The sequence below is a fragment of the Janthinobacterium sp. GW821-FHT03C08 genome (assembly GCF_059420905.1).
The window spans coordinates 1-25,385 of record NZ_JBWKUP010000015.1; the positions used below are offsets into that span (position 1 = coordinate 1).

Sequence of the window (25,385 nt, forward strand, 5' to 3'; positions counted from 1 at the left end):
GTCGATCCCAGGCTGCGTTGCCAATCAAAGCTGCAGATCACCGTGATCAATCCGCCATTCGAACCGAAGGGGCCATTGATTAATTGCGCGTTCGGGTTAATTTCCGGACTCGTCACCGCAGTTCTCAGCGCCCCGGCGGTCAACGCCCCGCCGAAATAGCCAGCACCATTGCGCTTGAGATAGAAAATCGCATTGACGTCATTTTTGGCGCCGGCGCCGGCCCAGAAGGCATAGACAGGGTCATCCGGCCCCATTTCGATGCGAAATCCACTTCCAGTGCCCGAGACGACGTTGCCGGAGAAATTGGCCTTGCCCCCGGAAATCGTAAATCCTGGTGCGGAGATACTGCCATCTGCGGTGACCGCGAGGTACTGGGAACCAGGCATGCCGCCGTTATAGTCCCCCATCAACAAGCCCGCTGCGCTCAAATGAAAACCCTTCCCTCCACCAGTGCCCATAGGCCAGGCAAAAGCAGGGCCTGGATAGCCTGCCCCACCGTAAATCACGGAGCTGCCGATCGTTCCCGCTGTCACATCACCAAGAATTGCCCTGATTGCAGACAGTTTGTCGGCATTCAGCGCCTTCGCCGCCACCGTCCCGTCCACAAGCAAATTCCCGTTCAACACCGTGCCCAGTGCCATCCAGGCGCCATCGATGTAAAACTTTGTCACCGCATGCGCGGCGTCATACAGGGTGACCACATCGCGGTTGATCGGTGCGCCGTAGCCGGCCCGGCCCAGCTCGTACACGGCCGATGCATCCGACCAGGTCGAATAGTCAGGCGCCGTGATCGTCACGGTACCGCGCTGGCCAGACGGCCCAGCCACGCCTTGGTCGCCGCGGAACTTCGACCACGTATAGTCCGCCTTGTTGGTGCTGGCGGCCGCGGCGGGCTTGTTGACGGCCAGGCCCAGGTACAGGGTGCTGGCGCGCGGCGTGTCATACATCCCGGTGCCGTCGGCGTTGTCGGCGTACTTGATCCAGGTGTAGGTGGTTTTCCCGTCCACGCCCGGTGCACCGTTCACGCCGTTGCTGCCATTCGTGCCGTCGGCCCCCTTGATCAGCGACCACGCATAGTCCGCCGGATTGTCGCTCTCGATCGGCACCGCCTTGTTGTAGGCCAGGCCGATATAGCTCATGCCGACGGGCGAGTCCGAAAAGCCGCCGCCCACGGCGCTATTTGCATACTTGACCCAGGTATAGGTCGTCACGCCATCGGCGGCCAGGCGCGCGGCAGCCGCCCATTCGCTGGCCGGGATGTCATCGGTGGCGCCGCGCGCGGCGGCCGTGGCGCCCGACGTGAAAAGGTAGGCGCCGCCCGCCACTGGCACCTGCGTCGACCAGCCATTGTTCAGGCCCGTCAGCGCGCCCGTGGCAAACGTGAATGTGCACGCCGTGCTCGGCAGCGCCGGCGCGATGCTGCTCTCGCCGCGCTGATAGATGCGCACCGGCGCCACGTTCAGGCCATCGACGCCGTTTGTGCCATTGCTGCCATCGGCCCCAGCCGTGCCGTCCCTGGCCAACAGCACGGCCGCAGTCCACTCATTGGCAGCGATGTTGTCCGTGGCAGTGCGCGAACTGGCGCCCGCCACGCGCACATACAGCGGCGCCGTACCGGCTGGGATAATCTTCGACCAGCCATTCGCCAGGTCATTGCCGGCCGGCGCCGTGATGGCCGCGCTGGCAAAGGTGTAAATTACGTCGCCCGGGGAATCGACGGGCACGGCGACGGCACGCTTGTAGGCGAAGGCTTGCGCGGTGTTGATGCCGGCCAGGCCCGTGTCGCCCGCCACGCCATCGAATACCTTGCTGACCATATAGCTGGCGATGTAGTCGACGCCGAATTCGCGGATGCGCGCCTGCACGGTGGCCGTGTCGGTGGTCATGCTGGCAAAATTGACCGTGGCCACGTTGCCGTTGACCGTCAGCGTCGTGCCGGCCGACACCGAAAAAACGATATCACCCACCACATTCACGGGCTTGGCAGTGATGGCAATCGAGGCGGGCGCCCCGGCGCCCCTACTGTCGACGCGAAACACGGGTGTGGCGCCGGACATCAGGATGGCCTTACCGTCCGCCGTGGTGCTGAAGCGCACAGCCGACGCCTGCAAACGCTTGTCGCGCGAACCCCCGATGGCGCTCATGCCAGCACTCCCACCGTCACGCGGCCATCGAGCCACCGGTGCGACAGCAGCACCACCACGCCCGGCACGCCATCTTGCAGGCCGTAGCGGCGATTGCGCAACACCACGGGCTGCCCCAGTTCCAGCATCATCATTTCAGGTTTGCCTTCAAATTCATAAATGGTGCGTTGCACCTTGTTCAGCGCCAGGCGCCGGGCCGCTTCCGCCGCAGCATCCTCGTCCTGCTTGAGGCAGGTTTCAATCTGCGGCGGGTCGTCGGTCAGGCGGTAGCGCGTGCGCACCGCCTCGTCGACGGCCGTGACCGTCATCCATTCCGTCGCATACATGTCGGCGTGCTCGGCCGGGATGCTGGTGGTCAGGCTGGGCTGCAATGTGTAGTTCCGGTCGTAGGCGATCTTGACGGCCGCCACCACCGGCAGGCGCTCCACCTGGCGCAGCGAGCCCTGCATCATCTGCGCGGGCCCGATGTCCACCGGCACGCCGGCAGCCGGCAGCGCGACCTGCACCAGGCGCAGTTGGCCGGTGCGCGACATGACCGCCTGCGCGCCTACGCTGGCCGCCAGTTGCTGGATGGCCTCGGCCTGATTCATCCGGTCCGCCACGTACAAGCCCACCAGCTGCTGGTGGGAGGCGTCGAAGGCGGCCAGGTTGGCCAGATCCAGGTCGGCCAGCGTGAAGCGGTCGGCCGCCTTGCCGTAGGCGGTAGCGATGCGCTGCACCAGCGGCGCGATGCGTGGCAGGTAGCCGCCGCCCTTGTCGCCCTGCACGCTGACCGTGATCGTGGTGGAAAACGGATCGCTGGTCAGGTTGAAGCGCCCCGCCTGGTCGTTCAGGGCCACGGCAATCGGTTTGCCATTGGTGCGTACCTCGAAACTCGACTCGACGGCCCCCAGGAAGCCATACTCCAGCGTGGCTGGATTCGTCAGCAGGGGCGCCACGTTGAAGCATTCACCGAAAGGAACCGGCAAGGTCACATCCTTGTTCGACGTCGTGCCGCCCAGCTTGGCCTCGGTAATCGGCGTATCCAGGCGCTGCATCTTGTCGCGCAGCGCCAGGTTGATCGATTCGGGGCCAGCGCTGCTGACATCGGCGACCAGGCCATCGAAGACCAGGCGGAAGTCCGCGCGCGGCCAGCGCAGGTCGCCGAACCAGACCTTGATCGGCCGATTGCGCCAGACGTCGGCCAGCCAGACGTCGAGCGAGCCGTCGGTGTTGGCCAGCTCGATATCGCCGCCCGACAGGCCCGCTTCGCCCGTCAGGCTAATCTGCTCCGTGAAGGCCAGGCCCCCCGTGGCCAGGGCCAGATACGCGGTATTGGGCGGCACTTCCAGCGGGCCGGTGATATACGAGCGCGAAGCGATATACCGCGTCACTTCGGCGCCTGCCACGCTCACCTGCACCTCGATCAGGGCCGTGCGGTGCGCCGCGTCATCCTGCAGCCATTCCAGAAATTGCCCATCGTTCATTTCGAAAACTCCACTTGTTTTGCCCACGCAGAGGACTTGGTTGATTTTTCGACGCCGGCCACGATCTCCTTGGCTGCCTGCTTGTTGGCGTCATAGTTGCTGGCGATTTGAGCACCAGCATTTTTGTTGGCGTCCGCATTCAGCTTGTCGATCTTCTCGTTCAGCTTCTTGTTGTCCTCGCGCAGACCACGGATTTCCGCAACGAGCGCATCCGATCCGGCATTCGATCCAGCTGAATACCGGGCGGCATCGAAGACCACCGGCGCGGGAGTGCTCGACAAAGCGGCCGAAGCGGCAACCGCCGGCGCATTGGTAAATTCCACGCCCAGGCCGCTCGACACGCCCATCGCCGCCTGCAGGTTGGCGATGGCTTGCGCCACCGTCAGCACGCTGTCGTTGATGGTGATCAGGCCAGATACCTGCGCCGTCAGGGCATCCAGGCTGGCCTGCTGCACGTCAACCTGCATGCCCGCCCATTTCAGCGCCTCGTCGTTGGCCGCCATCACGCGGGCGTAATCGGCCACGTATTTGGCGTCCGAGGCGTTGACCACCTGCGAGGCCGTCAGGAACGCCTGCTCGGCAGCGGACAGCCCGGACTGCGCCGTCGTGTCGCCGGCATTGGCGGCCGCCAGGGTCTTCTCGAACTGGGCCCGTGCTTCGGCGTACTTCTGCTCCGGCGTCAGCGTCGACTGGGCGCCCAGGGCCATGCTGGCGTTCAGGCCGTTGAGCGTGGTCACCCACGACTTCGACTTGTCCAGCGCCGTCTTGGCCGCCGCCGATTCCGTGTCGTAGGCCTTGGCCAGTGCATCCTTGGCCGATACCACGGCCTTGGCCGCCTGAACCTGGTCGAACAGTGCACGGTTGACGTCGGCGATGCCGGCGCGCTGGATGGCCAGCAGCTGCGTTTCGCTTTTCGTCAGTTCGTTCAGCTGTTGCTGCAGGTCGCGCCGCTCGCTGGCGATTTCACTGGCTGTTTTCTCAACGGCAACAAAATCACCAGTCGCCGCAGCAAGCGCGGCGGTATATTCAGCATATTTTTTGAATGGCTCAGCCAACGTGATCAGCTGCGCATACATGGCTTGGCCTGCGGCCGTATTCAGGTCCTGCGCCAGCACCAGGGCCTTGAACTGCTCGACCGTGGTAACGCCCGACTGTCCCAGCTTGCCCATGGCGTCCTTCACCGACGTAGTAATCGGCGCCATGCGCTCAGCTTCGGAAAGAAAGTTCTCGACAAAGTAGCTGGTACCGCTGGTCAGCTTGTCGAGACCGCCGGCCGCAGCGATCAGGCTTTCGCTGAGCGCCACCGCGCCCAGGCCGGTGGTGTTGAACGACTTGCCCAGCACGGCCAGCACGTCGGACACCTGCATGTAATCGTTGGTGACGCGCACCAGCGTCTCCAGGTAGCCCTCGCCCACCGCCTGATACTGCTGCAGGCCGGCCACACCGAACTTGGCCATGTCGTCGCCCAGCTTGGAAAAGGCTGTTTCAAGGGCTTTCTGCTGCTCCTCGCCAGTCAGATCCTTGAGGCTGATCTTGCCCAGGTCGACCACAAAGGTATTGAGCTTGGCGTTGAAGGCTTCGCCGCCCAGGCCCAGCACGCCGGCCGCGCTGCGGATGGTGTCGCCCATGCTGCTGATGATCATGCTGAACTGCTGATTCATTTCATCCGACAGCGCGGTGGTCTCGGTGCTATTTTTGCTGCTGTACGAAATACCAAACGCCTTTTTTGTTTTGTTGACGTCGGCGTAGGCCTGGGCAGTGAAGCCAACGGCATCTACATTGCCAAGCGACGTTGCCTTGCCGGTAATACCCTGGTCGAGTATCGACGTCTTGGTATTGAATAGTTTCGATACGACAGACCCGATCAACGCGCCTGCAATCGTGCCGGCAATGGTACCTACTGGCCCGAACACCGAACCCAGGCCGCCGCCAATCGACGCACCGCCGGCGGCGCCAAGTAACGTACCGACCGTGCCGCCAAGCACATTCGTGCCTGTCTGCACGCCAGCAGCGGCACCACCGCCTTCGGCAACCACACCGGAGCGCGCCAAAAGTCCGGCCAGGTTGCCGATGCCGGCCACCATCTGCTTGAGGGATGAATCCATCGAAATGGTGTGCGCCAGGCCAAGACCGCTGTTTTTCTCCATGATGGCCAGCGAGTGGGCAATCGATTCCGATTTTGCGGACGAGTCGCCCAGCACCGTGCCGGTGCCCGTGGCAGCCTGACGGTCCTTGGCTGTCGTGTCCGATCCGCCGCTGACGCCGCCGATGGCGACGCCGAGCCCGGCAACAATTGCCGCCATGGCCGCCATTCGGGCAAAGGCCGAGTAAGGATCGCCCTCCCCTTGCGTCAGCACGGCATTAATACCCTTGACGACCGTCAATGCCACTTCCGCCGCATGCATTACCTGCGAGGCAGCCGCCATAGCCTGGTAGCCTTTTGATCCCTCGCTGAAAAAGCCTTGAGCCGCCGTGGTCATATCCGCGTACGACTTCAGTTGCGCAGTGGTGCCGGACAGGTGCGCCTGATTAATAGCATCGATCTTGTCCGGGTTGTCGTCGCTCAGTTTCTTGGCCTCGCGCAGCTCTTTCTGTGCACGTAATTGCCCAGCGACGCCTTCGCTGTAGGCCTTGAACATCTGGCCGATGGCCTTGCCGCCACTACCGAACGCCGTAGACAAGCTGTCAGCAATAGATTTGCCAGCGCGGTCCCAGTCCTTGATGGCTTGGTTGGCGAGGTTTTCCATGTGCTTGGCGTCGCTTTGCGCGTCCAGCCCTTGAGCCAGGCGCAAGCGCGCGGCGCGCTGGTCTTCCAGATACTTCAGGATGGCAGGCGCTTGCGCCAGTTCTGCGTCCGTTGCGCCCGCCGCCACTTGGCCGGCCATGAACTGCTTCTGGTATGCGATCGCCAGGTCCAGCTGCGCCACGGCTTCGCGCTCGATCGAGCCGCGCGAGACCTCGCGGCCGCGATTTGCCTCCTCGATCTTTTGCGCCTCTTGATTGATGTTTGCAATGTACTTATTCATCGCATCGTTAGAGGTAGCAGCAAGAGTGTCTTTGCGGATGCGCTCTTCTTCGTCGCGGTATTTCCGGTCGGCAAAGAAGGATTTTTCAGCCGCATCAAGCTTGCCGAGGATTGCTTCAGATTCTTTTCGGTGCTTCTCTTCCTCCGCAGTTGTGGCGCTCTTGTGCTTTGCAAGCGCCGTAAGTTCGCTCTGGTACGCATCTACCTCAGCTTGATAGGTGGCAGCAGCATAGGCGCGCTTGTTCTCGTAAGCCTGCCATATACACCGGTCGGTGCGCGCTCCAAGCGCTACGACCTTGAAGAGTGCAAGAACTGGTTAAAGGAGAACAACCAATGTCCATCTGGGACGACAAAAAAGGCAGGAAGCACGTCGGCATCATGGTCGATGGCAAAAGAATTCACAGAAAGTTGCCGGAAGGCGCAACTACGAGTGATGCCAAGTTAGCTGAGGCAGAGCTGCGTGCAGCGGTTGCGCGCGCTCCGAAAAGCCAACAGGTGCACATTCCCGGTGACCCGCCGATGGCCTTCATCCTCGCGCTCTACGTCGAGCACGCCGCCAGTTTGCGTAGTAGCGACACGTCGAAGCATCATGCGAAACGACTTGGACCTTGGGCGGAGCGCTACAAAGCAAGCCAGGCCCAGGAGTTTGCCGATCATGTTATCCGTGACATGAGCAAGCTCATAGCAAATAAGAAAACCGGAAAACTGGAGCCTGCCTATGCGCCAGCGACGGTGAACCGGTCATTGGCCTGTGCAAAAAAAGGATTGCAGTTGGCATGGCGCCAGCGCCTCATTCCTGAAAACTATGGCTTGCGGATCGATAACGTGGCCGTCAACAACAAGCGTGAGGTGTTTCTCACGGTTGAGCAGGTGAGGAAGATCGCAGCCTTCTGCACGCCGATCGCGCAGGCTGCTATATGGGCGGCACTGCTCACCGGCGCGCGCCGCGGCGAACTATTTCAGATTCAGCGTGAGCATATTGGGAAAGATTCGATCACCTTCCCTGCCAGCAATACTAAAACACTTCGTATGCGCGTGGTGCCGATCATCCCGGCCCTGCGGCCATGGCTGAAATATTTTCCATTGGAAATGACGTTGTACGGCGTGCAATCGTCCTGGCGCCGGGCGCGCGTGAAAGCTGGCATGCCTCATGTGAATTTCCATGACCTACGCCATTCTTGCGCGAGCATCATGCTGGGCTTGGGCGTGGACCTCTACACCATCAGCAAAATTCTCGGGCATGCCAATGTGCAAACAACCCAGCGCTATGCGCACTTGCAGGTGGATGCTCAGCGCATGGCGCTGGATAAGCTGTCGGCACTGGTGGTGGCGAAGTAAATTACACCCGGAATTTACACCCATAAAAAAAGCCCTCTATTTTACTAGAGGGCTTTCATGTAACTACTTGATTTCATTACGAATTCTGGTGGGAAGTGCAAGTTTCGAACTTGCGACCCCTGCAGTGTGAATGCAGTGCTCTACCCCTGAGCTAACCTCCCGAAGCGAGGCGAATTATCGCATAGGTGTTGCGGCATCCGCAAGGGCTGGCGGCAGGAAATTTGGCGCGCCCTGCTTTTTCTCAGGCGGGCGCTGGCGGTGCCGTGACGGCGCTCCAGATGCACTGGCCCTTGGCTGCCTTGTCGAGGCCGGCGATGGTGGCTTCGTGGGCGGCCAGTTCGTCGGGCGTGGCGCTCTGGAAGATGACTTCGGCCAGGGGCACGATTTCCAGGGTGGCGCCGTCGGCGGCCACTTCCACTTCCTCTTCCATGCTGAGACTGTTCTGGCCACGCGTCATGGCCAGGTAGACGTCGGCCAGCAATTCGGAGTCGAGCAGCGCGCCGTGCAGCTTGCGGTGGGCGTTCGAGACGCCGTAACGGTCGCACAGGGCGTCCAGCGAGTTGCGCTTGCCGGGATGCATTTCCTTCGCCTGCACCAGGGTATCGATCACGCCATGCACCTGCTCGTGCACAGGCGGCAGGTTCAGGCGCTTGAATTCCGCGTTGAGGAAGCCGATATCGAAGGGGGCGTTGTGGATGATCAATTCGGCGCCAGCGATGTAGGCACGGAATTCGTCGGCGATTTCCGCGAATTTCGGCTTGTCACTGAGGAATTCGGTGGTCAGGCCGTGGACAGCGAGCGCGCCCTCTTCCGAATCGCGCTCGGGATTGATGTAGTGGTGAAAATTATTCCCCGTCAGCATGCGGTTGTTCAGCTCGACCGCGCCGATCTCCAGGATGCGGTCGCCCGTACGCGGATTCAGGCCGGTGGTTTCAGTATCGAGAACAATTTGACGCATGGCGGATTCAGTCTTAAAAGCAAAAAGCGAAGGGCACAGTATAACAAACCTGTGTGCTGCTGCAATCGCACCCAGACATGTTCAAACGCCCAACAAAACCGTAGCGAGCGGCAGTGATTTGTGGCCGAGAAGCGCAACCGTACTCTACTAGTACGGTGAGCATCACAGGCCGCAAAGCGCGACGCGCAGCAGGTTTGGTTGGGCGTTCTTACGCGCGCACGGTTTCCACGCCCAGGTTGGCCAGTTCGTCTGCCCGTTCATTGCCCGGATGGCCGTTGTGGCCACGCACCCAGCGCCATTCCACTTCATGCACGGCCTGGGCCGTGTCGAGCGCCTGCCACAGGTCGACGTTTTTCACGGGGGCCTTGGCCGCCGTTTTCCAGCCGCGCGCCTTCCAGCCGTGGATCCACTCGCTGATGCCCTTCTGGACGTACTGGCTATCGGTATACATCACGACCTGGCAGGGACGTTTGAGCGCCGTCAAGGCTTCGATCACGGCCTTCAATTCCATGCGGTTATTCGTCGTGTTCAGTTCCCCGCCATAAATTTCTTTCTTGGCGCCATCGGCCACCATCAGGGCGCCCCAGCCGCCCGTGCCCGGATTGCCCTTGCATGCGCCATCGGCGTAAATTTCTACCTTATCCATCTTGCTGTTCCCGCCTTTTATTCGTGACCGGTGCGCCTGCGGGCGCCGTCGCCGGTTTCCTGGTCCACGCCGGACCGATCAAACGCATCCCTTTGACACGCTTGATCGCCTGCACTATATACACTGCGCCCAGATATGGCCACCAGCGCGCGCCCGCCTTGTCCATGAAAGCGTTGCGGCGCAGCCATTTTTCCGTCCTGCAGGCGGGCGCGTAGCAGCCGAAGTGGCTCTGGCTCACGCCCATGTTCAGCAATTTTAACCAGTCTTTCATGCGCGGCATAGAGATCAGTTCGCCCGCCTGCGGCAGGTAATGGCGTCCCGTGACCCTTCCCAGCCCCTGGCGCATGCCCCACAGGCTGGCCGGATTGAAGCCGCAGACGATGACGCGCCCTTCCGGGATCAGCACACGCTCGACTTCGCGCAAGACCTGGTGCGGCTCGGCGGCAAATTCCAGGACGTGCGGCAAGACCACCAGGTCCAGGCTTTGCGAGTCGAACGGCAGCTCGTCAAACGCGGCCACCAGCGTCGTGCGGCTCTCCTGCGGCGCGGACAACGGCAGGCGCGAATCGAGCATCCACTTGTTCGGCATGCGGCTGGCGGCCAGCGCGTCGAGCTGGGGCAAGCCGATCTGCACGGCGTTGTAACCGAAGATGTCGACCGTCAGGCTGTCGAGGCATTGCTGCTCCCAGGCACGCACGTAGAGACCGGCCGGTGTCTGCAGCCAGCCGTCAAGCGCTATAATGGATTTTTCGGATGCCACACTGTCCATTCAGTTTTCTCTTTGACTCATGACTCAATCTCCCGAACACGCTTTATCGGTACTTGCCGTGCCCGCCTTTGCCGACAACTACCTGTGGCTCATCCACGACGGTCGCCATGCCGCCGTGGTCGACCCGGGCGATGCGATGGCCATCCTCGATGCGCTGCAAGCCCATCAGTTGACCTTGTCCGCCATTTTACTCACGCACCACCATGCCGACCACACGGGCGGCGTGCCTGAATTGTTGCAGCATTTCGCCGTGCCCGTATTCGGCCCGCGCAATGAGGCTATCACAGCCATCACGGAACCGCTTGCCGAAGGCGATGTCGCCTACGTGGCCGAACTGGGCTTGCAGCTGACCGTCATCGACGTGCCCGGCCACACCAAGGGACATATCGCCTACGTACGCCAGCGTACGGAGCACGGCGACGCGCCCTGGCTGTTCTCCGGCGACACCCTGTTTGCAGGCGGCTGCGGCCGCCTGTTCGAAGGGACACCGGGCCAGATGGCCGATTCGCTGGGCAAGCTGGCCGCCCTGCCCGATGATACCGAGGTATTTTGCGCGCATGAGTACACCTTGTCCAATCTGCGCTTCGCCAGCACCATCGAGCCGGGCAACCTGGCCCTGCAGGAGCGCGTTGCCGTCGATACGGAAAAACGCCAGCAGGGCTTGCCTACCGTGCCGTCGACCATCGGCCTGGAAAAAGCCACCAACCCCTTCCTGCGCTACCGCGAACCGGCCATCCTGACCAGCCTGAAGGTGGAAGGCAAGCTGGCCGCCGACGCCTCGCCCGTGGAAGCATTTGCGGCGCTCAGGATGTGGAAGAATAATTTTTAAGCTTCTCTTGCCGCAATAAAAAATCCCGGCGATGCTGATGGCATCGCCGGGATTTTTTTATCGATCTACTTGATCAGGATCAGATTTCTTCGTACAGCGGCAAGGTCAGGAACTCGGCGAACGATTCGGAGGTCGACATTTCCTCGAAGATTTGTCCCGCACGCACGTAGGTCGGGCCATTGCCGCCCGGCGCATCGCGCTGCACCTTGGCCAGTTCTTCCGGGATCATGGCGCGCACCATCTCGGCCGTCACCTTGCGACCATCTTCCAGCACGCCCTTGGTCGAACGGATCCATTGCCACACTTGCGAGCGGCTGATCTCGGCCGTGGCTGCGTCTTCCATCAGGTTGTGGATAGGCACGCAACCATTGCCGGCCAGCCAGCTGCCCAGGTAGTGGATGCCCACGTTGATGTTGTAGCGCAAGCCTGCTTCCGTGATCGGCGCTTCCGGCTGGAAATTGAGCAAATCCGCCGCTTTCACGTCGATGTCGGGACGCTGCTTGTCGATCTGGTTCGGCTTATCACCGAGCACTTTCGTGAACTCGCCCATGGCCAGTTCCACCAGGCCCGGATGGGCCACCCAGCCGCCGTCGTAGCCATCGGTGGCGTCGCGCGCCTTGTCGTTGCGCACGCCGCCCATGGCGATGTCGTTCTTTTCTGGATCGTTCTTGATCGGGATCAAGGCCGCCATGCCGCCGATGGCCGGTGCGCCCCGCTTGTGGCAGGTTTTCAACAGCAGCAAGGCATAGGCGCGCATGAACGGCGCCGTCATCGTGACCTTGGCGCGGTCGGCCAGGCAGAAATCCTTGTCCAGCTTGAATTTCTTGATGCAGGAGAAGATGTAATCCCAGCGGCCCGCGTTCAGGCCCGAGCTGTGCTCCTTCAATTCGTAGAGGATTTCATCCATTTCAAACGCGGCCAAGATGGTTTCGATCAGCACCGTCGCCTTGATCGTGCCTTGCGGCAAACCCAGCTCATTCTGCGTCATGACGAAGATGTCGTTCCACAGGCGCGCTTCCAGGTGCGATTCCATCTTCGGCAGGTAGAAATACGGGCCGGCGCCGCGCGCCAGCTGCTCCTTGGCGTTGTGGAACATGAACAGGGCGAAATCGAAGATGCCGCCGGAAATGCGCTTGCCGTCGACCAGCACGTGCTTTTCATCGAGGTGCCAGCCGCGCGGACGCACGACGAGGGTGGCGATCTTGTCGTTCAGCTTATAGGACTTCCCATTTTGCTCCAGCGAAATGGTCTTGCGCACGGCGTCGTACATATTGATCTGGCCCGTCAGCTGGTTATCCCAGTTCGGCGTGTTCGAATCCTCGAAGTCCGTCATGTAGCTGTCGGCGCCGGAATTGAAGGCGTTGATGACCATCTTGCGCTCGACGGGGCCCGTGATTTCCACGCGGCGGCATTCCAGCGCCTTCGGGATCGGCGCGATCTTCCAGTCGCCGTCGCGGATGTGCGCAGTTTCTGGCAGGAAATCAGGACGCTCGCCCGCGTCAAGCCGCTTGGCCCGCTCCACGCGCACGGCCAGCAATTGCTGGCGGCGCGGTTCGAATGCACGCGTCAGCTTGGCCACCAGCGCCAGCGCTGCCGGCGTCAGGATCTGTTCGTAGCCGGGGGCGATGTCACCCGTGATGTGCATGCCTTCGGGAAGTGCGATCGTGTTCTGCGTCATGAAGTTCTCCGGTTTTAATAAATATAAACAAAGGTAATCTGGTGAGCCAAGTATAAGCCGATCTACTGCGCTGGCACGCCGGACAGAGGCGCAAAAAACACTCTGCCAGGCGGCGCGTTTGTTCTATAGTATTGCACTATAAGGCATGGAAACGAGATTAAAAATCACTTCATCTATGCGTTTTTATCACAAGTGATGGCAGCGTGGGAGCACGGCATGGGGCAATTCAGACAAATATCGACCTTCGTGGAAGTGGTGGCCAAGGGCAGCCTGTCGGCCGCCGCGCGCGCGGAAGGCATCGCCCCGGCCATGATAGGCCGCCGCCTCGATGCGCTGGAGCAGCGCCTCGGCGTCAAGTTACTCCAGCGCACGACGCGCAAGCTGGCCCTGACGAATGAAGGCGCCGCCTTCCTGGAAGATTGCCAGCGCATCCTCGGCGAACTGGAAGAGGCGGAAGCGGCAGTGGCCGTGCGCAGCGTGAAGGCCAGCGGCCATTTGCTCATTTCCGCGCCGGCCGGCTTCGGGCGCCAGCACGTGGCGCCATTGATCCCGTCCTTTGTCGCCGAGCACCGCGACGTGACGGTATCGCTGAACCTGAACGACCGCCTCGTCGACCTGATCGGCGAGGGCATCGACGTGGCCATCCGCATCGCCAGCCTGTCCGATTCCTCCCTCGTGAGCACCAAGCTGGCGGACAACCAGCGCGTGCTGGTCGGCTCGCCCGCCTACCTGAAACGGGCAGGCACGCCGCGCATCCCGGCCGACCTGGCCAAGCACAATTGCCTGGCGATCAGCAGCGAAGGCAGCCAGCGAGGCTGGACCTTCCGCGAAAATGGCAAGAATGTGACCCTCAAGGTGGCAGGCAACATGGTGTGCAACGATGGAGAAGTGCTGCACGACTGGGCGCTGGCCGGCAAGGGCCTGGCATGGCGCTCGATGTGGGAAGTGGGCGCGGAGATCGAATCGGGCCAGCTCGTGACGGTGCTGGACCAGTTTGCCGCGCCGGGCAACGACATCTACGCCGTGTTCGCCCAGCGCCGCCACCTGCCGCTGCGCATACGGGCATTCGTGGATTTTTTACGGCATAGCTATGCGCAAGCCGATTACTGGCGCGTGCCCGCCGCCTGACCACGCCCTCCGAGGGCGCTGGACACAGCCTGCTGCGCGACGGCATGGGCGGCCTGCGATGCTCGCCCCTCCGGCGGTCCCGTACTCACGGTAACGTAGCGCTTCCCGCCCTTCGGCCTGCCGCTCGCGACGGTGTTGTCCGGCATCGTGGCGTCGATGGCTTACCAACCAGGGCGCGCACTGGTGCCACAGCAGGCGCCGGCAGCGCCACACAGCAGGGCAAAGCATGGCGCCCAGGGGCCACATGTGCCGGCAGCGCACGAAAAACCCCTGCCTCACGGAAATTTAGGCGAAAAAAAATCCCCGGAGACCGAGGATTTCTTTATTTCGTTTGATCCAGCGTATTAGATTGGCTGAATGTTCGAAGCTTGCTTGCCTTTAGGGCCAGCGGTCACTTCAAAAGAAACGCGTTGGTTCTCTTGCAGGGACTTGAAGCCGTTCGACTGGATAGCCGAGAAGTGAGCGAACAGATCTTCGCCGCCTTCGTCAGGGGTAATAAAGCCGAAACCCTTCGAATCATTGAACCATTTTACGATGCCAGTTGCCATTACAATTTCCTATTTCAGTTAAGTTGGGCTTGCGCCCGTTATATCGTTTGAAGCAAGAAAGAAATGACAGACAAACTGCACTACTACCTCGAATCCAACGATGCCCAATTATACCAACAAAACTGAGAAAAACCATTCTTTCGCAAAATAAACTTGCGAACACCACTTTAATAGCCAAATCCCCGTCTTGCGGCGCCCTGTACCAGCGGCATGGACACACTATATCCTAAACTTTGACGCCAATGCTTTGCGTTGCATCAAATGAATCATCGCAACCACATCGCCTGAACGTTGTCCCTCATGCGCTGAAGTGGGTGGCGGCCGCATCGCGTCCCGCCCAGCGCAGCAGCGCGCCCACCTGCCCGCTCAGCGCCGGCCAGTCGGCCAGCACCTGCCCCGGCTCATTGAGCAGGCCGCGCACCAGCTGTTCGAGGCGCCGGCATTCCTGGCCCAGCGCGGCGAAACCGAAGGTGGCCGCCGAGCCGGCCACGGCGTGCAGGGCCCGGTGCAGTTGCGTCAGCGGCTCCAGGCGCGGTCCCTCGCTGTCGCAGCGCTGTTGCGCCTGCGCGATGGCCAGCATCAGCGCCGGCACGCCGGCCGCATATTTTTCATTCAAGGCACGCAAACGGGCGCGAAAATCCGGATCGATCAAGGTTGCCATCGCAATACTCGCCTGAATGCGCTTATTTGGTGCCGAAGATGCGGTCGCCCGCGTCGCCCAGGCCCGGCACAATGTAGGCGTGGTCATCCAGGTGGGAATCGAGCGCGGCGCAGAACATCTTGACGTTCGGGTGCGCGTTCTGGAACACGGTCACGCCTTCCGGCGCGGCCACGAGGGCCAGGAAGATGATCTGCTCGTCCGTCACGCCCCGCTTCTTCAGCACGTCGACGGCATACACGGCCGAATTGCCGGTCGCCACCATCGGATCGCACAGGATGAAGGTGCGCTCGTTCAGGTCGGGCAGGCGCACCAGGTATTCCACGGGCATGTGGGTGGCCGGGTCGCGGTACACGCCAATGTGGCCGACCCTGGCCGATGGCACCAGGTTCAGCAAGCCATCGCTCATGCCGATGCCGGCGCGCAAGATAGGCACGATGGCCAGTTTCTTGCCTGCAATCACGGGCGCGTCGATAGTGACCAGCGGAGTCCTGATTTCGCGCGTCGTCAGCGGCAGGTCGCGCGTGATTTCATAGCCCATCAGCAAGGTGATTTCCTTGAGCAATTCACGGAAGGTGCGCGTCGACGTGTCGTGCTCGCGCATGTGGCTCAGTTTGTGCTGGATCAAAGGGTGATCGGTAATGAACAAATTCGGGAAGCGTGGATCTTGTTTCATATTGTTTTTCTTTCTCTACTCTCTGGCGCGGCGGCAAACCTGGGCCGCAGGCGCGCTGTGTGTCGATAAAATCATGGATTCCAGCATTATCCCAGCCCGCAGCCCGCCTGTGGCCGGAATTTTCGAAATAATTGCAGAGCATGCCGCCCTGCCGGCGCGCGGCATGCCGCCGCCGCGGACAAATCAGCACTCGCGCAGCGCGCGCGCCAGGATGGCCGCGCAATCGGTGCCGGCCGGCAAGCGGCCGTAGGCGCCGCCCGGCGCCTGCACCAGGCGCGACTGCAGGAACGCTTGCGCGACATAGGGCGGCGCGTGGCGCAGCAGCAAGCCGGCCTGCACGGCCAGCACGATGCGCTCCGATAATTGCCGCGCACCAAACTCATCCGTTTGCGGCCCGTCCAGGTCGGCCAGCAGGCGTGCGCGATAGGCAACGAAGGCGGCATGCTCGTCGCCGGCCAGCGCCAGCTCGGCCGCCAGGGCGTCGCGCGCGGCGGGCGACTTGCCGAAGGCACGCAAGACGTCGAGGCACATGACGTTGCCCGAGCCTTCCCAGATCGAGTTGACGGGCAGTTCGCGGTACAGCCGCGCCAGCGGCGCATCTTCCACGTAGCCGGTGCCGCCCAGCACTTCCATGGCTTCCGCGCCGAAGCCGGGCCCGCGCTTGCAGATCCAGTATTTGCCGGCCGGCGTAAGCACGCGCGCCAGCATGGCTTGCCCCGCATCGTCCTTTTCATCGAAGCAGCGCGCCAGGCGCAGCGCGAAGGCCGTGGCGGCTTCCGATTCGAGCGCCAGGTCGGCCAGCACGTTCTGCATCAGGGGCTGCGCGACGAGCGGCTTGCCGAACACGGCCCGCTGGCGCGCGTGGTGCAGCGCCTGCGTCAGGGCGGCGCGCATGATGCCGGCGCTGCCCAGCACGCAGTCGAGGCGCGTGTGGCTGGCCATTTCCAGGATGGTGGGAATGCCCCGCCCCGGCTGGCCCACGAGCCAGCCGTAGGCATTGGCAAATTCCACTTCCGACGAGGCATTCGAGCGGTTGCCCAGCTTGTCCTTCAGGCGCTGCACGCGGATGGGGTTGCGGCTGCCGTCGGGCAGGTAGCGGGGCACGAAGAAACACGACAAACCGCCCTCGTCCGCCTGCGCCAGGATCAGGTGGGCATCGCTTTGCGGCGCCGAGAAAAACCATTTGTGGCCGACGATGCGCCAGGCCCCGCCGGCCTCGTCGCCGAACAGGGCGCGCGCTTCGTCCGCCGGTACGGGGGTGGCCCGCGTGGTATTGCTGCGCACGTCGGAGCCGCCCTGCTTTTCCGTCATACCCATGCCGACCAGGGCGCCGCGCTTCTGTTCCACCGGCAAGGAGCGGGGATCGTACTCGCGCGACAGGATCTTCGGCAGCCAGCGGGCGGCGATTTGCGGCAGATCAAGCGCCTGGCGCAGAGCCGGCACGGAGGCGTAGGTCATCGTCACGGGGCATTGCGCGCCGTTTTCCACCTGCCCCACCAATAGATAGGCGGCCGCGCGGGCCACCTGGGCACCCGGACCGGGCGCGGCCCAGGGCGCGGCATGCGTGCCGGCGCCGATCAGGATGTCCATCAGGGCATGCCAGGCGGGATGGAAGGCCACTTCGTCGATGCGGCGGCCGGCGCAGTCGAACTGCTGCAATTCGGGCCCGTGCCGGTTCGCTTCGCGCGCCAGGGCGTACGTGTCCGCGCGGCCCAGGCGCTCGCCCAGCGCGTCGAGTTCCTGCAGCGCCGCGCCGCCCCCTTCGCGCAGCAGCGCCTCGGCCAGGGCGGGGTCGCAGGCGAACAGATTGACGTTTTCAAACGGCGTTGCCTGGTTGAAAACTTCATGCGTGTCAAAGGCATTCATGGGTATCTCCGTTGCGATTTGTTATCATGGCGCCCTTGCCGCCACTGGCACGCCATCCCCGTCGTCTGCCAGCCAGACTAGCGCAAACGCGCCAGCGGGGCAAGCGCGCCACGGCGGCAGGAGGACGGATAAAAAGCGCTGCGCCGAAAAGCATGCAGATTTCGTCAAGCGCCGCAGAAATATTTACAAAACCTGAAGCAATGTTGCTCTATTTCATGTAATCGGGTGCTTTTCAATGATACATTTCGTGTGGATCGCGTTCCGATAGTAACCCTGTGCCCGGCGGCGGACCAGCCGCGCGACGCACTGTTTTCGCTGGCGCCCTGCCCTGCCGCGGGTTCCAGCACTGATAAAAAAAGGTAAAAGCCAGCACGATGTTTTCCAGTACCCCATCCGCCGCCCACCGCGAAGCTCGCCACGAGCTGGACAACCTCATGGAAGAGGCTGGCGACGTCGTGTTCCGCCTCGATGCGGACGGCTTGATCCTGTTTGCCAGCAAGCGCGCAGCCACCCTGTTCGGCGCGCCCAGCGGCCTGTCCGGCCATTTGCTGCTGCCGCTGGCGGCCGAGGCCTCGCGCGCGGCGCTGCAGGCGGCGCTGGAAGACGCCCTGGAAGAACCGGGCCGCCTGGAAGTGCGCCTGCAGACGCCGGACCAGGAAATCTGGTTCGAGCTGCGCCTGTCTTCGTATATGAACGGGGCCGGCATCGCCGAGCTGCTGGTGGTGGGACGCGACACGTCGGCCCAGCACAACACGGAAGAACGCCTGCGCCACATGGCCACGCACGATGCGCTCACGGGCCTGCCGAACCGGCTGCTGCTGTCGGACCGCATCCGCATGGTGATCGCCCAGGCGGCGCGTTCGGGCCAGGGCTTTTCCGTGGCCACCATCGGCCTTGATGGCTTCAAGAAGGTCAACGATGGCCTGGGCCACCCCGTCGGCGACGCCGTGCTGCGCCTGGCCGCGGCGCGCCTGCGCAAGACCCTGCGCGACAGCGACACCCTGGCGCGCGTGGGCGGCGATGAATTCGTCGCCGTGCTGCCCGGCAGCGCCACGGACGCGCAGATCAAGCTGGTGACGGGCCGCCTGCTGGCCACCCTGCAGGCGCCGTTCGAAGTCGATGGCCACACCATCTACGTGGGGGCGTCTGTCGGCGTATCGATCTATCCGCTGCATGCGGAAGACGAAGTGCGCCTGGTGGCGCTGGCCGATGCGGCCATGTCGCGCGCCAAGGAAACGGGCAAGGCCCGCTGCCTCGTCTACAGCCCGCGCCTGAACGGTCCGTCGGAACATGACATCTCGCTGGAAGCGGCCATGTTCCACGCCGTGCGCGAAGGCGAATTCCTGCTGTTCTACCAGCCCATCGTCGACGCCCGCACGCGGCAGATCCAGGGCTTCGAAACCCTGATGCGCTGGAAGCACCCGACCCTGGGCCTGGTGCCGCCCGTGCGCTTCATCCCCATCGCCGAGGCGAATGGCCTGATCAACCTGCTGGGCGCCTGGGCGCTGAAGGCCGCCTGCGTGCAGCTCAAGCAGTTCCAGGAAGTGGCCAGGCGGGCGCTGTACATCTCCGTCAACATCAGTCCGCGCCAGTTCCGCAACGACAAATTCCTCGACGTGCTCGATGACGCCATCGCCTTTTCGGGACTCTCGGGCGAACACCTGGTGCTGGAAATCACGGAAGGCACCCTGATGATCGATCCCGTGCACGCGGAAACCATCCTCGGCAAGATGACGGAGCGCCGCGCGCGCATCGCCATCGACGATTTCGGCACCGGCTATTCCTCGCTGGCCTACCTGAAGCGCTTCCCCATTTCCGTGCTGAAGATCGACCGCACCTTCATCAAGGACCTGCCCGAATCGAGCAAGGACGCGGCCATCTGCAACACCATTCTCGACCTGGCCAAGCACCTGAACCTGTCGGTGGTGGCCGAAGGCGTGGAGACGGAAGAGCAGATGCATTTCATGGAATCGCGCGGCTGCCACTATGTGCAAGGCTACCTGACGGGCAAACCGATGCCGGCCCATGCCGCGCTATCGGCCTTGAGCGAAAAAACCTATGCGGCGCTGGTGCCCACGCCGCCTGCCCATGAACCGCGCGGAGGGGTGCAATGAATCCAGGCCACTACACGGTGCCGACACAGCTCGGCAAAAACACCCTGGACCTGCTGTGGGCGCGCACGCGCCAGCAGGGCGACATGCCCGGCTTCGCCAAAGCCATCAGCGCCATCCTGGGCGCCATGCGCGGCGAGGACGACCACGAATTCGACATCACGCAAACGGTGCTGTCGGACCCCGTCCTCACGCACAAGGTGCTGCGGCTGGCCAACAGCGGCATGTATTCGGCCTTCGGCCAGAGGGTCAACACGGTGTCGAAGGCCGTGCTGGTGCTGGGCATCGACGCCATCGGCCACCTGGCGCTGGGCCTGAAGCTGATCGAGGAGTTGTCGCAGGCCTCGCCCGACTCCGTCAGCGCCCACGTGGAAATGGAAAAGGCCGTGCTGGCCGGGATGGTGGCGCAGCAGGTGGCCACCAGCGCGGGCAGCCTGCAGGCCGAGCAGGCCGTCGTCTGCTCCATGCTGCATACGCTGGGACGCATGATGGTGACGTTCTACATGACGGATTTCTGGGCCCGCATGCAAGCGCACGCGGGACCGGGCAACGAGGCGGCCGCCGCGCGCGAAATCCTCGGCCTGTCGCTGCCTGAAGTGGGCTATGCCACGGCCGCCCACTGGGGCTTGCCGCAGCACCTGATCAGCGGCATGCGGCCGATGGACCCGTCGCCCGACAACTTGCCCGTCAGCGGCGCCGACTGGATGGCGGGCCTGTCGACGATGGCGGCGCGCTGCGCCGACTCGCTGTGGCATGACGATGCGGCCGGCACGGCGCAGGTGCACGCGCTGATCGACGACTATGCGGGCACGCTGGGCATCGCCGCCACGGACCTGGTGGCGGCCGTCGACAAGGCCAAGGCCATGGCGGCGGCAGACCTGTCGATCGCGCCCCTGTCGAAACCGGCCGAACGGCGCGCGCGCCAGCTGGCATCGACGCGCATGCGCGCCGAAGGCAACCGCGTCCTGATCAGCGGCCTGGCCGACCTGCGCGGCGCCATCGGCAGCGCCAGCCCGGGCCAGATGGTGTCGATGGCGCTGGAAACCCTGCATCAGGGCTTTGATTTTTCGCGCTCGGTGGCCTTCGTGCGCAACCACAAGGACCATCTGTATTCGGCGCGCATCAGCCTGGGCGACGGCACGGCCGACCTGCAGGACCTGATGGTATTTGGCGACGCGTATGAGCCGAACGTCTTCCACGCGGCCCTCAACAGCGACCGCGTGATCTTCATCGACAATGCGCGCGACCCGAAATTTGCCGCCAAACTGCCGCAGTGGTGGAAGGCGACGCTGTCGGAAGCGCGCAGCTTCGTCGTGCTGCCCCTGTCGGCCAACGGCCATCCCACGGGCTTCTTGTATGGCGACTGGGACGACAGCTTCCCGCCCATCCAGCTGAACCAGACGGAATTCAACCTGATCAACGATATCCGGGCGTTATTGGTGCAGTCGGTGGAGATGCGCCATCAACTGGAACTGGTGGCGAACAAGGTAGCATGAGAACACCTGACCAAACCTACTGCGCGTCGGTATAGGCGGCCTGCGATGCTCACCGGCTCGGCGCCCCCGTACTTAGTACGGTTGCGCTTCTCAGCCACCTCGCCCTTCCGCTCGCTACGGTTTTGTCAGGTGTCGCAAGCGTCGTTGTTAAACGAGAAAACGACCATCCAAGTCGTAGGTCGGATCAGGGCCGCAGGCCCGTAATCCGACAAACTTCAGCTTACTTCAGCTTCGGCGTATTCACCGCCACATCGCCGCACTGCGCGCGGTGCATCAGCGCGTGGTCGATCAGCACCAGCGCCAGCATGGCTTCGGCGATCGGCGTGGCGCGGATGCCCACGCAGGGATCGTGGCGGCCGAACGTTTCCACCATCACGGGATTGCCCTCTTTATCGATCGAGCGGCGCGGCGTGCGGATCGACGACGTCGGCTTGATGGCGATCGACACGCTGATATCCTGCCCCGTCGAGATGCCGCCCAATACGCCGCCGGCGTTATTGCCGATGAAGCCTTCCGGCGTCAGTTCGTCGCCGTGCTCGGAACCCTTTTGCGCCACCGAGTCGAAACCGGCGCCGATTTCCACGCCCTTGACGGCATTGATGCCCATCATGGCGTAGGCGATGTCGGCATCGAGCTTGTCGTAGATGGGCTGGCCCAGGCCGACCGGCACGTTCTGCGCGATGACGTCGATGCGCGCGCCGATGGAATCGCCGTCGCGGCGCAGCTGGTCCATCGCCGCTTCCATGCGGGCGATCAGGTCGGCGTCGCCGCTGGCGGCAAAGAAGGGGTTCGCATGCACGTGCTCCCAGGACTGGAACGGCACGGGAATGTCGCCCAGCTGGCTCATGCAGCCCTTGAAGGTGGTGCCGTACTGCTGCAGCAGCCATTTCTTGGCGATCGCCGCCGCGCCCACCACGGGCGCCGTCAGGCGCGCCGAGGAGCGCCCGCCGCCGCGCGGGTCGCGCACGCCGTATTTATGCCAGTAGGTGTAGTCGGCGTGGCCGGGGCGGAAGCTTTCCGCGATATTGCCGTAATCCTTGCTGCGCTGGTCTTCATTGCGGATCAGCAGCGCGATGGGCGTACCCGTCGTCACGCCCTGGTACACGCCGGAGAGAATCTCGACCGTATCGGATTCCTGGCGCTGTGTCACGTGACGCGAGGTGCCCGGTTTGCGGCGGTCCAGCTCGGGCTGGATATCGGCTTCCGACAGGACCAAGCCCGGCGGACAGCCGTCGATCACGCAGCCGATGGCCGGACCATGCGATTCGCCGAAAGTGGTAACAGTAAACAGCTTGCCAAAAGAATTGCCGGACATAGTAGGAAGTGTGATGGACTGGAAAACTCAATTCTACCAGCCTGCGGGGCATGCCATGCCGCGAATGCCAGGCCACTGCCCGATATTTACCCGCCACCCGCCCTCCCGCCGCGCCTTTCGCCCCGCCCCAAACCGCCATTTTAAAATCCCGCGTTATTTTTTCGCATAAAAAATACCAAATAAGCGTCGCAATCATGCAATGCAAGAAATATTGCCGTACAGAATAGACTTAAAAAAACATTTTGCTTATTAAATAGCTATATACTTGGATCAGAGCGCGGCACACAATACTGAACGCCAACCCAGATTTAGGCTGCGCCGAGAGCACGTCACAAAATGCCCAGGGCCGGGCGTCATTGCCGAAGACAGTACGCAAGTACAAGTACGGTAAGGGCAACGCAACAACGCCATGGGCTTTTTTGACGCGCTCGTAAAAAATATCGAGTCATCCTGGAGAAGCTATACATGCCCGCACCGATCATCCCCCTTGACGCCAACAAGGACGATCACGACGACCTGGTATTCCTCGATGAGCAACCAGCGCCGCTGACGGCCACACCGCGCAGCGTCTGGCGGGTGATGATCATCGACGACGATGAAGACGTCCACTCCACCACCACTTTCGCGCTGGGCAACCTGGAAATGCAGCACCGCCCGCTGGAATTTGTGCACGCCTATTCGGCCGGCCAGGCGCGCGAGCTGCTCAAGCACGAAAGCGACATCGCCGTCATCCTGCTCGACGTGGTGATGGAACAGGACGACGCGGGCCTGCACCTGGTGCGCTACATCCGCGAAACCCTCAAAATGACGGACGTGCGCATCATCCTGCGCACGGGGCAGCCCGGCTATGCGCCGGAAATCGACGCCATCCGCGATTTCGACATCAACGATTACAAGACCAAGTCGGAATTGACGCGCATCAAGCTGTTTACCACGGTGACGGCGGCCATCCGCTCGTACGAGCAGATCCGCTCGATCAGCAGCAGCCGGCGCGGCCTGGACCAGATCGTGCACGCCAGCACGCAGCTGATGGCCCTGCACGGCGTGCAAAACTTCTCGGCCGGCGTGCTGGCGCAGATCGCCGACCTGCTGGGCATCCGCGCCGATGGCCTGCTGTGCGTGCAGGACATGCCCGACAGCGGCGGCAAGGAGCTGCTCGTCGCGGCCTGCACGGGCAGTTTTTCCGGCTTGCCGCACAGCGCCCTGTGCGGCCTGCAGAATCCCCGCGTGATGGCCGCCATCGAGCACACCCTGACGCAGCGGCGCAACGTGTATGCGCACGATTACGCCACCCTGTACTTCGCCGGCAAGTCCAGCCGCGACGCGGCCGCCTACCTGCTGCTGCCGCGCCCCCTCACCGCCATCGATGAAAGCTTGCTGGAAGTGTTTTGCAGCAACGTCGCCGTGGGCCTGGACAACGTCGAGCTGGTGTCGCACCTGCACAATGCCGCCTTTTACGACCAGTTGTCGAAGCTGCCGAACCGCACGCGCCTGGTGGAAATCCTCGACGCCACCCTGGCCGGCCCCGCGCGCGACGATGCCACCCTGTCGCTGGTGGACCTGGACCACTTTGCCGAGACCAACGACGCGCTGGGCCACCAGTTCGGCGACCTGCTGCTCGTCGCCGTGGCGGGCCGGTTGCAAACCCAGCTGGGTTCGCAGCTGACCGTGGCGCGCCTGGGCGGCGACATCTTCTGCGTGCTGGGCGACTCCTCGCAAGTCAATCCGGCCAATATCCTGGCCCTGTTCCAGACCCCGTTCAGCATCGACGGCCAGGACGTGCAATTGTCCGCCACCCTGGGCCTGGTGCGCCTGGGCGAGCACACGGGCACGGGCGCCGACGCCCTGAAGGACGCCGACATCGCCCTGAAACGGGCGAAAAGCCAGCAGCGCGCCGGCCACTTCTACTTTTCGCGCAGCATGGGCATCGAAATCCGCGAGCGCGTGCGCATGATGCACGCGCTGCGCACGGCCTTCAGCCAGGGCCAGCTGTTCGTCGTCTACCAGCCGCAGATCGACCTGACGACGCGCCGTCCCGTGGGCGCCGAAGCGCTGCTGCGCTGGCAGACGCCGGACGGCAAGTTCATCTCGCCCGACCGTTTCATCCCCATCGCCGAGTATTCCGGCATCATCATCGACCTGGGCGAATGGGTGCTGCGCACGGCGTGCCGCGAACTGGTGCTGCTGCGCGAGCAAGGCCACCGCAACTTCGTCATGTCCGTCAACGTGTCGCAAGTGCAGTTCCGCCACCCGCTGTTCCTGGAAATGCTGCGCGCGGCGCTGGAGGAAACGCAGGCGCCGCCCGAGTTCATCGAACTGGAAATCACGGAATCGATGGCCATGGAAGAGCCGGACATGCTGATCAAGATGTTGTGGCAGATCAAGCAGACGGGCGTGAGCATCGCCATCGACGACTTCGGCACGGGCTTCTCGTCGCTGTCCTATTTGCAGCGCCTGCAGGTGGACCGCCTGAAGATCGACCGCGCTTTTGTGACGGAAATCACGGGTTCCGCGCGCGGCAGCAGCATCGCCGAAATGGTCATCCAGCTGGGCCGCAACCTGGGCCTGGCCGTGATCGCCGAAGGCGTGGAAGACGAGCGCCAGGCGCAGATTTTGCAGGCGCTGGGCTGCCCCATGGCGCAAGGCTTTTTGTTCGCCCGCCCCATGACGGCCAGCGCGCTGGGCAGCTGGCTGAACAACGAGGCGCTGCAGGGGGCGGCGTAGGCGGCGTCAG

At 63.0% G+C, this 25,385-nt stretch carries 17 protein-coding genes, 1 tRNA gene and 1 pseudogene; 6 read left to right on the forward strand and 13 right to left on the reverse strand.

Features of this window, described 5'->3' with window-relative positions; genetic code table 11:
* From AC07VL_RS21040 to AC07VL_RS21050, 3 genes and pseudogenes are all read right to left on the reverse strand, one after another.
* A pseudogene (locus tag AC07VL_RS21040) lies at nucleotides 1-2,144 on the reverse strand (hypothetical protein); the annotation flags it as partial.
* Nucleotides 2,141-3,610 (reverse strand): hypothetical protein, encoded by a 1,470-nt coding sequence (locus AC07VL_RS21045; RefSeq protein ID WP_494807561.1) that lies wholly within the window; start codon nucleotides 3,608-3,610, stop codon nucleotides 2,141-2,143. The pseudogene AC07VL_RS21040 and the gene AC07VL_RS21045, both read right to left, overlap by 4 nt.
* Complete coding sequence (locus AC07VL_RS21050; RefSeq protein WP_494807562.1) at nucleotides 3,607-6,636, reverse strand: hypothetical protein; 3,030 nt, start codon at nucleotides 6,634-6,636, stop codon at nucleotides 3,607-3,609. The genes AC07VL_RS21045 and AC07VL_RS21050 overlap by 4 nt, the downstream gene beginning before the upstream one ends.
* Before the next feature lie 332 nt (nucleotides 6,637-6,968).
* Here AC07VL_RS21050 and AC07VL_RS21055 point away from each other — a divergent pair, with 332 nt between their 5' ends.
* Nucleotides 6,969-7,973, forward strand: a complete 1,005-nt coding sequence (locus AC07VL_RS21055; RefSeq protein WP_494807563.1) for a tyrosine-type recombinase/integrase — start codon at nucleotides 6,969-6,971, stop codon at nucleotides 7,971-7,973.
* Nucleotides 7,974-8,059: 86 nt separating this feature from the next.
* Here AC07VL_RS21055 and AC07VL_RS21060 read toward each other — a convergent pair.
* The 4 genes from AC07VL_RS21060 to AC07VL_RS21075 all read right to left on the reverse strand — a co-directional run bounded on the left by AC07VL_RS21060 (nucleotide 8,060) and on the right by AC07VL_RS21075 (nucleotide 10,346).
* Nucleotides 8,060-8,134: transfer RNA gene (locus AC07VL_RS21060), tRNA-Val, on the reverse strand.
* An 80-nt stretch (nucleotides 8,135-8,214) separates the two neighbouring features.
* A complete protein-coding gene (dnaQ, locus tag AC07VL_RS21065) occupies nucleotides 8,215-8,931 on the reverse strand; it encodes a DNA polymerase III subunit epsilon (RefSeq protein WP_494807564.1) in 717 nt (238 codons plus the stop codon).
* 208 nt (nucleotides 8,932-9,139) lie between these two features.
* Complete coding sequence (gene rnhA, locus AC07VL_RS21070) at nucleotides 9,140-9,577, reverse strand: ribonuclease HI (RefSeq protein WP_092800349.1); 438 nt, start codon at nucleotides 9,575-9,577, stop codon at nucleotides 9,140-9,142.
* Nucleotides 9,570-10,346: a class I SAM-dependent methyltransferase gene (locus AC07VL_RS21075; RefSeq protein ID WP_494807565.1), complete on the reverse strand. Its 777-nt coding sequence runs from the start codon at nucleotides 10,344-10,346 to the stop codon at nucleotides 9,570-9,572. Before AC07VL_RS21075 ends, rnhA begins: the two co-directional genes overlap by 8 nt.
* A 19-nt stretch (nucleotides 10,347-10,365) precedes the next feature.
* Between AC07VL_RS21075 and gloB the strand changes: the two genes are divergently transcribed.
* A complete protein-coding gene (gloB, locus tag AC07VL_RS21080; RefSeq protein ID WP_494807566.1) occupies nucleotides 10,366-11,175 on the forward strand; it encodes a hydroxyacylglutathione hydrolase in 810 nt (269 codons plus the stop codon).
* Nucleotides 11,176-11,254: 79 nt separating this feature from the next.
* On the opposite strand, the gene aceB is transcribed toward gloB, so the two are convergent.
* Entirely contained in the window at nucleotides 11,255-12,853 is a 1,599-nt protein-coding gene (gene aceB, locus AC07VL_RS21085) for a malate synthase A (RefSeq protein WP_494807567.1), read from the reverse strand.
* 216 nt (nucleotides 12,854-13,069) lie between these two features.
* On the opposite strand from aceB, the gene AC07VL_RS21090 reads away from it, so the two are divergent.
* Nucleotides 13,070-13,981 (forward strand): LysR family transcriptional regulator, encoded by a 912-nt coding sequence (locus AC07VL_RS21090; protein ID WP_494807568.1) that lies wholly within the window; start codon nucleotides 13,070-13,072, stop codon nucleotides 13,979-13,981.
* A gap of 344 nt (nucleotides 13,982-14,325) precedes the next feature.
* Here AC07VL_RS21090 and AC07VL_RS21095 read toward each other — a convergent pair whose 3' ends face one another.
* From AC07VL_RS21095 to AC07VL_RS21110, 4 genes are all read right to left on the reverse strand, one after another.
* Complete coding sequence (locus AC07VL_RS21095; RefSeq protein WP_010398811.1) at nucleotides 14,326-14,529, reverse strand: cold-shock protein; 204 nt, start codon at nucleotides 14,527-14,529, stop codon at nucleotides 14,326-14,328.
* A 298-nt stretch (nucleotides 14,530-14,827) separates the two neighbouring features.
* Nucleotides 14,828-15,190, reverse strand: coding sequence for an Hpt domain-containing protein (locus AC07VL_RS21100; RefSeq protein ID WP_494807569.1), 363 nt, complete (start codon nucleotides 15,188-15,190; stop codon nucleotides 14,828-14,830).
* A gap of 22 nt (nucleotides 15,191-15,212) precedes the next feature.
* On the reverse strand, nucleotides 15,213-15,863 hold the full coding sequence (gene upp / locus AC07VL_RS21105) for a uracil phosphoribosyltransferase (RefSeq protein ID WP_494807570.1): 651 nt from the start codon (nucleotides 15,861-15,863) through the stop codon (nucleotides 15,213-15,215).
* A 183-nt stretch (nucleotides 15,864-16,046) separates the two neighbouring features.
* Nucleotides 16,047-17,729, reverse strand: a complete 1,683-nt coding sequence (locus AC07VL_RS21110) for an isovaleryl-CoA dehydrogenase (protein WP_494807571.1) — start codon at nucleotides 17,727-17,729, stop codon at nucleotides 16,047-16,049.
* A gap of 374 nt (nucleotides 17,730-18,103) precedes the next feature.
* Between AC07VL_RS21110 and AC07VL_RS21115 the strand changes: the two genes are divergently transcribed.
* Together AC07VL_RS21115 and AC07VL_RS21120 are read left to right on the forward strand one after the other, a co-directional pair.
* The gene (locus tag AC07VL_RS21115) at nucleotides 18,104-19,843 is read left to right on the forward strand and encodes a putative bifunctional diguanylate cyclase/phosphodiesterase (RefSeq protein ID WP_494807572.1); all 1,740 of its coding nucleotides are present in this window, start codon (nucleotides 18,104-18,106) and stop codon (nucleotides 19,841-19,843) included.
* Entirely contained in the window at nucleotides 19,840-21,336 is a 1,497-nt protein-coding gene (locus AC07VL_RS21120) for an HDOD domain-containing protein (RefSeq protein WP_494807573.1), read from the forward strand. Before AC07VL_RS21115 ends, AC07VL_RS21120 begins: the two co-directional genes overlap by 4 nt.
* Before the next feature lie 220 nt (nucleotides 21,337-21,556).
* Here AC07VL_RS21120 and aroC read toward each other — a convergent pair whose 3' ends face one another.
* A complete protein-coding gene (gene aroC, locus AC07VL_RS21125; protein ID WP_494807574.1) occupies nucleotides 21,557-22,651 on the reverse strand; it encodes a chorismate synthase in 1,095 nt (364 codons plus the stop codon).
* A 465-nt stretch (nucleotides 22,652-23,116) separates the two neighbouring features.
* On the opposite strand from aroC, the gene AC07VL_RS21130 reads away from it, so the two are divergent.
* A complete protein-coding gene (locus AC07VL_RS21130; protein WP_494807575.1) occupies nucleotides 23,117-25,375 on the forward strand; it encodes a putative bifunctional diguanylate cyclase/phosphodiesterase in 2,259 nt (752 codons plus the stop codon).
* Nucleotides 25,376-25,385: the final 10 nt, after the last annotated feature.

Bases quoted from the DNA above. Each gene is read 5' to 3' on its own strand.
- AC07VL_RS21045 (WP_494807561.1), bottom strand. From the start codon at position 3,610: ATGAACGATGGGCAATTTCTGGAATGGCTGCAGGATGACGCGGCGCAC.
- AC07VL_RS21050 (WP_494807562.1), bottom strand. From the start codon at position 6,636: ATGAATAAGTACATTGCAAACATCAATCAAGAGGCGCAAAAGATCGAG.
- AC07VL_RS21055 (WP_494807563.1), top strand. From the start codon at position 6,969: ATGTCCATCTGGGACGACAAAAAAGGCAGGAAGCACGTCGGCATCATG.
- dnaQ (WP_494807564.1), bottom strand. From the start codon at position 8,931: ATGCGTCAAATTGTTCTCGATACTGAAACCACCGGCCTGAATCCGCGT.
- rnhA (WP_092800349.1), bottom strand. From the start codon at position 9,577: ATGGATAAGGTAGAAATTTACGCCGATGGCGCATGCAAGGGCAATCCG.
- AC07VL_RS21075 (WP_494807565.1), bottom strand. From the start codon at position 10,346: ATGGACAGTGTGGCATCCGAAAAATCCATTATAGCGCTTGACGGCTGG.
- gloB (WP_494807566.1), top strand. From the start codon at position 10,366: ATGACTCAATCTCCCGAACACGCTTTATCGGTACTTGCCGTGCCCGCC.
- aceB (WP_494807567.1), bottom strand. From the start codon at position 12,853: ATGACGCAGAACACGATCGCACTTCCCGAAGGCATGCACATCACGGGT.
- AC07VL_RS21090 (WP_494807568.1), top strand. From the start codon at position 13,070: ATGGGGCAATTCAGACAAATATCGACCTTCGTGGAAGTGGTGGCCAAG.
- AC07VL_RS21095 (WP_010398811.1), bottom strand. From the start codon at position 14,529: ATGGCAACTGGCATCGTAAAATGGTTCAATGATTCGAAGGGTTTCGGC.
- AC07VL_RS21100 (WP_494807569.1), bottom strand. From the start codon at position 15,190: ATGGCAACCTTGATCGATCCGGATTTTCGCGCCCGTTTGCGTGCCTTG.
- upp (WP_494807570.1), bottom strand. From the start codon at position 15,863: ATGAAACAAGATCCACGCTTCCCGAATTTGTTCATTACCGATCACCCT.
- AC07VL_RS21110 (WP_494807571.1), bottom strand. From the start codon at position 17,729: ATGAATGCCTTTGACACGCATGAAGTTTTCAACCAGGCAACGCCGTTT.
- AC07VL_RS21115 (WP_494807572.1), top strand. From the start codon at position 18,104: ATGTTTTCCAGTACCCCATCCGCCGCCCACCGCGAAGCTCGCCACGAG.
- AC07VL_RS21120 (WP_494807573.1), top strand. From the start codon at position 19,840: ATGAATCCAGGCCACTACACGGTGCCGACACAGCTCGGCAAAAACACC.
- aroC (WP_494807574.1), bottom strand. From the start codon at position 22,651: ATGTCCGGCAATTCTTTTGGCAAGCTGTTTACTGTTACCACTTTCGGC.
- AC07VL_RS21130 (WP_494807575.1), top strand. From the start codon at position 23,117: ATGCCCGCACCGATCATCCCCCTTGACGCCAACAAGGACGATCACGAC.